The organism is Burkholderia sp. HMSC10F09, from assembly GCF_001806955.1.
GTDB classification, from domain to species: domain Bacteria; phylum Pseudomonadota; class Gammaproteobacteria; order Burkholderiales; family Burkholderiaceae; genus Burkholderia; species Burkholderia multivorans.
On the sequence record NZ_KV786642.1, the window covers coordinates 1 to 4,866 of the forward strand.

The 4,866-nt window shown below is 68.2% G+C and carries 4 protein-coding genes; 1 reads left to right on the forward strand and 3 read right to left on the reverse strand.

All coding sequences use genetic code 11. The features are described 5' to 3' along the window. Positions 1 to 1,418 (reverse strand): 2-isopropylmalate synthase (gene leuA / locus HMPREF3115_RS10015; protein ID WP_070554297.1); only part of this gene is annotated, 1,418 nt, incomplete at its 3' end. Between the two features lie 392 nt (positions 1,419 to 1,810). Then, the gene (gene ybiB, locus HMPREF3115_RS10020) at positions 1,811 to 2,782 is read right to left on the reverse strand and encodes a DNA-binding protein YbiB (RefSeq protein WP_053296818.1); all 972 of its coding nucleotides are present in this window, start codon (positions 2,780 to 2,782) and stop codon (positions 1,811 to 1,813) included. A 173-nt stretch (positions 2,783 to 2,955) separates the two neighbouring features. Between ybiB and maiA the strand changes: the two genes are divergently transcribed. Then, on the forward strand, positions 2,956 to 3,600 hold the full coding sequence (gene maiA / locus HMPREF3115_RS10025) for a maleylacetoacetate isomerase (RefSeq protein WP_053296819.1): 645 nt from the start codon (positions 2,956 to 2,958) through the stop codon (positions 3,598 to 3,600). Between the two features lie 70 nt (positions 3,601 to 3,670). On the opposite strand, the gene ftsY is transcribed toward maiA, so the two are convergent. Further along, complete coding sequence (gene ftsY, locus HMPREF3115_RS10030; protein WP_059939105.1) at positions 3,671 to 4,813, reverse strand: signal recognition particle-docking protein FtsY; 1,143 nt, start codon at positions 4,811 to 4,813, stop codon at positions 3,671 to 3,673. Between the last annotated feature and the right edge of the window lie 53 nt (positions 4,814 to 4,866).

A 4,866-nucleotide genomic window follows, 5' to 3' on the forward strand; every position in this document is an offset into this window, starting at 1 on the left:
GCCGCGCGCTGCACGGCCGCTTCGGGCGTCGCGTCGGCCGAGAACGCGCCCGCGATCTCGCGATTCTGCCAGCGCGCGCCGTTGCCGTGCCGCGCGGCCGGGCCGTCGGTTTCGAGGAATTCGCGCGCAAAGAGCGCGCAGATCGCGTCCCCGGTGACTTCGGCGCCCGACGCATCGGCGAGCGTCTGCACCGCGTGGCTGAATTCGATCTGCACGCGGCGCGTCGGCGTAAAGCCCATCCCGCGCTCGAGCAGGTACGTCGCGCCGCCCTTGCCGGACTGGCTGTTCACGCGGATCACCGCGTCGTAGCTGCGGCCGAGATCGGCCGGGTCGATGGGCAGGTACGGCACTTCCCACAGCGCGTCGGCGCGCTGCTGCGCGAAACCCTTGCGGATCGCGTCCTGGTGCGAGCCCGAGAACGCGGTGAACACGAGGTCGCCCGCATACGGGTGGCGCGGATGCACGGGAATCTGGTTGCAGCGCTCGACGACGCGGCGCACTGCGTCGATGTCGGAAAAGTCGAGGCCCGGATCGATGCCCTGCGTATAGAGATTGAGCGCGAGCGTGACGAGGTCGACGTTGCCGGTGCGCTCGCCGTTGCCGAACAGGCAGCCCTCGATGCGGTCGGCGCCCGCGAGCAGCGCGAGTTCGGCGGCCGCGACTGCGGTGCCGCGATCGTTGTGCGGATGCACGGACAGCACGATGCTGTCGCGATACGCGAGATTGCGGTCCATCCATTCGATCTGGTCGGCGAACACGTTCGGCGTCGCGGCTTCGACGGTCGCCGGCAGGTTGACGATCATCTTGTGGTCGCGGGTCGGACGCCACATTTGCGCGACCGCATCGCACACTTCGCGCGCGAACGTCAGCTCGGTCATGCTGAAGGTTTCGGGCGAATACTGGTAGGTCCACTGCGTGTCCGGGCGTGCCACCGCGTGTTCCTTGATGAGCCGCGTGCCTTCGACCGCGAGCGCCTTCACGTCGTCCTTCGACATCCCGAACACGATGCGGCGGAACGACGGGCAGATCGCGTTGTACAGATGCACGATCGCGCGCGGCACGCCTTCGAGCGCCTCGAACGTCCGGGCGATCAGGTCTTCGCGCGATTGCACGAGCACTTCGATCGTCACGTCGTCGGGGATGCGTTTCTCGTCGATCAGCTTGCGCACGAAATCGAAGTCGGTTTGCGACGCCGAGGGAAAACCGACTTCGATCTCCTTGAAGCCGATCGCGACGAGCATCTCGAAGAACTCGAGCTTCTGCTCGATGCTCATCGGCTCGATCAGCGACTGGTTGCCGTCGCGCAGGTCGGTGCTCATCCAGACCGGCGCACGCTCGATCGTGCGGGTCGGCCACTTGCGGCCGTTGAGACGGACGGGTTCGAACGCTCGGTACTTGTCTTGCGGGTTGCGCTTCATCTTCTTGACCTCGGGGCTCAAGTCGCGAGCGAAGACGGACGGCATGAGCGACGGTTGACGCTGCCTCGCACCGTGGCGCGCGATCGCGCCGCGGATGCGGATGATCTTCGCGATTCGACCGACGGATAGACGGACGAAAGCTGACGACTTCGGGTTGTAAAAACTGCGAGAAGGGTGCTGCGAGGAACTGCTGGGAGGGACCGTGCAGACGTCGCACGGCGCTACGACAGCCTTAGGCTAGTCGTAGCGATAGCGGCCGCGCTAGGCGGCCGGAGGTAATTCGGAGGGTGTTCGGGAAGGAACGCATGACGGCAACTCTATGCCAGGATGCGGGCGCGTGTCAAATGGGCGCGAGCGGGTCGGCGCGCCGCGTGCAGCGCCGACGCCCTCGCTCAGCCCGCGGTGCGGGCGATCCGCACGATCGTCGCGACCTGGCGCGCGACCGTGTCGGGTACCGGAATCTCGCCTCGCAGGACGGCGTCGGTCCAGGCGGCCGTCGTTTCCGCGTCGCGCGATTCGGGCAGCGCGACGGGCGGCGCGTCGGCCGACGAGCGTTCCGGCTCGATGAGCGTGTCGCAGACGCCGTCGTGCAGCCAGTCGACCTGCACCTGGCGCCGCGTATCCGCGACGGCTTCGCCCTCGGTGCCGCGTGCGAGCAGCGCGCCGCCGAGCGCGGCGTCCGGATGCGCGGCGAACAGCTCGACGAGACTGTCGCGATACGGCGGATGCGTGTAGTTGACGAGCCGCAGCCCGGCCGGCGCGAACGGCTGCAGCAGCTTCACGAGCGTGTGCGTCGAATTGCGCACGCCGAGCACGGCGCGCATCGACAGCAGCCGCGCGATGCGCGGCGCGAGCGTGTCGATCGGCGCGAATGCGACGCGGCGCTCGGCGAGCGTATCCTCGATCGCGTCGTGCGACCTCGACGGCGCGATCGACAGCGCCGCGAAGATCTCCGCACTCGTCACGCGGCCCGGATCCTGCGCGACGCCGTGTACGAGCACCGGTACGCCTTCGCGCGCAAGCAGCAGCGCGAGCAGCGGCACGAGGTTCGGCTGCTTGCGTGCGCCGTTGTAGCTCGGGATCGAGACGGGCCGGAACGCCGCGTCCCGTACGTGCACGGGCTCGAACGACGCCTGTGCGGCGGCCAGCATCGCGGCCAGTTCGTCGGCGGTTTCGCCTTTCAGCCGATAGGCGATCAGGATCGCGCCGAGTTCGACGTCGGACACGCGCGCATCGAGCATCGCGCGATACAGCTCGAACGTGTCGGCGGCCGACAGCGCGCGCGCGCCGTGCGGGCCGCGGCCGATTTCCTTGATGAAGCGGGCGCAGGGGAACGGGGCGGCGGAGTCGTGGGCAGCGGTCATCGGGCGTGGGGCGCGCGGCCGGCAGCGCGCCGCGCGGAATTCGGTAACGGATGCACCGAGTATCGCACGGGCGTGCTCGCGTACGCACCGGCTGCGCACGGCGCTACACTCTGGTTCCCCGGCGGCGCGCCTGCGCATGCCTCGGCCGAATACGACATCAAGAGAGACGACCCATGAAGCTCTACAGCTATTTCCGCAGTTCCGCTTCGTACCGCGTGCGGATCGCGCTGAACCTGAAGCGGCTGCCGTACGACTACGTGCCCGTGCACATGCTGCGCGACGGCGGACAGCAACTGAAGGACGAGTATCGCGCGCTGAACCCCGACGCGCTGGTGCCGACGCTCGTCGACGGCGACGCGACGCTGCAGCAGTCGCTCGCGATCGTCGAGTATCTCGACGAAACGCATCCGGAGCCCGCGCTGCTGCCGAAGGCGCCCGTCGACCGAGCGTACGTGCGTGCGATCGCACTGCAGATCGCATGCGAGATCCATCCGCTCGACAACCTGCGCGTGCTGAAGTACCTGAAGCACACGCTGCAGGTATCCGAGGACGCGAAGAACGCGTGGTACCGGCACTGGATCGAGTCGGGCTTCGCGTCGCTCGAAACGCGCCTCGCGAACGATCCGCGCACCGGCAAGCTCTGCTTCGGCGATACGCCGACACTCGCCGACATCTGCCTCGTGCCGCAGGTGTTCAACGCGAACCGCTTCTCGATCGACACGACGCGCTATCCGACGATCCAGCGCATTGCCGATTACGCGTCGACGCTCGACGCGTTCAAGGCGGCCGAACCGGGCGTGCAGCCGGACGCCGAGTGACGCGCAGGCGCCGCACCAACGAAAAAGGCGCCCGAAGGCGCCTCGTGCGATGCGGTGCGGCGAACGACGATCAGCCGAGCAGCGCGTCCGCGAATTCCTCGGCGCTGAACGGCTGCAGATCCTCGACCTTTTCGCCGACGCCGATGAAGTACACGGGCACCGGTCGCTGCCGCGCGATCGCGGCGAGAATCCCGCCCTTCGCGGTGCCGTCGAGCTTCGTGACGATGAGGCCCGTCAGGCCGAGCGCATCGTCGAATGCCTTCACCTGCGTGAGCGCGTTCTGACCGGTGTTCGCATCGATCACGAGCAGCACTTCGTGCGGCGCGCCGTCGTGTGCCTTCGCGATCACGCGCTTCACCTTCTTCAGCTCTTCCATGAGGTGAAGCTGCGTCGGCAGGCGGCCGGCCGTGTCGGCCATCATCACGTCGATCTTGCGCGCGCGCGCGGCGCTGACCGCGTCGAAGATCACCGCGGCCGGGTCGCCGCTTTCCTGCTGCACGACGGTCACGTTGTTGCGTTCGCCCCAGACCGTCAGCTGTTCGCGCGCCGCGGCGCGGAACGTATCGCCCGCGGCGAGCAGCACCGACTGTTCGAAGCTCTGCAGATGCTTCGCGAGCTTGCCGATGCTGGTCGTCTTGCCGGCACCGTTCACGCCCGCGATCATCATCACGAGCGGCTGCGCACGGCCGAGCACGAGCGACTTCTCGAGCGGCGTCAGCAGCTCGACGAGCAGGTCGCGCAGCGCGCTCTTCACCTGCTGCGGGTCGGTCAGGCGGCCCACCCGCACCTTTTCGCGCAGCGCGCCGAGCAGGTACTCGGTCGCGTCGACGCCCGCATCGGACATCAGCAGCGCGGTTTCGAGCTCCTCGTACAGCGCGTCGTCGATCTTCGTGTTCACGAATACGCCGGTGATGCTCGAGCCCGTTTTCGCGAGGCCCGTCTTCAGGCGCGCGAGCCACGATTTCTTCGCCGATGCATCCTGCACGGGCGGCGGCACGATTTCGACGGTCTCGACGACTTCGTCGCGGCCGTTGTCGCTCGGCGTAACCGTCATCACGACGGCGGGCGCGGCCGGTTCGGCAGGCGCAGGTGCAGGCGGAACGTCGGCGTCGTGCGCGTCGGACGGGGCGTCGGGTTGCGGCGCGTCGGCCGGCTGCGATTCCGCGGAGCCGGGCTCCTGCGTTTTCTTGAATCGTTTGAAGAAGCTGAACATGGTCTGACGTCGGGAAGAGGGCGGGCCGCCGCGAGCCGCGGGGCGCCGGGCAG

Coding starts and splice junctions, on each gene's coding strand:
- maiA (WP_053296819.1), top strand. CDS start 2,956: ATGAAGCTCTACAGCTATTTCCGCAGTTCCGCTTCGTACCGCGTGCGG.
- ftsY (WP_059939105.1), bottom strand. CDS start 4,813: ATGTTCAGCTTCTTCAAACGATTCAAGAAAACGCAGGAGCCCGGCTCC.
- ybiB (WP_053296818.1), bottom strand. CDS start 2,782: ATGACCGCTGCCCACGACTCCGCCGCCCCGTTCCCCTGCGCCCGCTTC.